This window comes from Actinomycetospora atypica, from assembly GCF_042653685.1.
Classification (GTDB): domain Bacteria; phylum Actinomycetota; class Actinomycetes; order Mycobacteriales; family Pseudonocardiaceae; genus Actinomycetospora; species Actinomycetospora atypica.
Genome location: NZ_JBHSIV010000110.1, coordinates 1 through 559 on the forward strand (window position 1 = coordinate 1; position 559 = coordinate 559).

The 559-nt window shown below is 72.5% G+C and carries 1 protein-coding gene; it reads right to left on the reverse strand.

Translation table 11 applies throughout. The features are described from left to right. A partial coding sequence (gene mobF / locus ACFPBZ_RS29535; protein ID WP_378039667.1) for a MobF family relaxase occupies positions 1-549 on the reverse strand: 549 nt, incomplete at its 3' end. Between the last annotated feature and the right edge of the window lie 10 nt (positions 550-559).

Consider the following 559-nt stretch of genomic DNA (forward strand, 5'->3'; position numbering starts at 1 on the left):
GTCGACCCGCTCGGCCCACCCCACCCCGGTCAGGTCCGACAGGATTGCTTCCATCGCCCGGTCGTACGCCGCGGCCATCGCGTCTTTGACCGGCCGAAACGCCGCCCCGTCCAGGGCGTAGAGCCGCTCATCGGCGGTCGCGACGACGTTGAGCACCGCGGCGTGCCCGTGCAGCTGGGGCTCACCGTCGCGGTTGGTGTGATGCGCGAACAGCACCGCCGAGAGCCCTTGGGCCTTCTCCCACTTGCCCGTGCTGCGCCCGGACGCCGAGGCGCGCCCGTGCCGGCCCGTCTTCGCCCACGCCACCTGGTCCTGCACCGACTCGACCGCGATGCGAATCGCCTGGTCATGGGCCTGCCGCACCTGCTGGGCGAGCTCGACGTCCCCCGCCGCGACCAGCGCCGCGTAGTACACCGACACGCTCTTGACCGGCGAGAACGTCACGTCGTAGTAGGCGGTGTTCGACCGCGAGTTCCGCGCGGTCGTCACCTCGATCTCGCGCTGGCGCTCCGGGGACGCGTCCGGCTCGGCCTTGAGCGCGGCCTCCACCCGCTCGGCC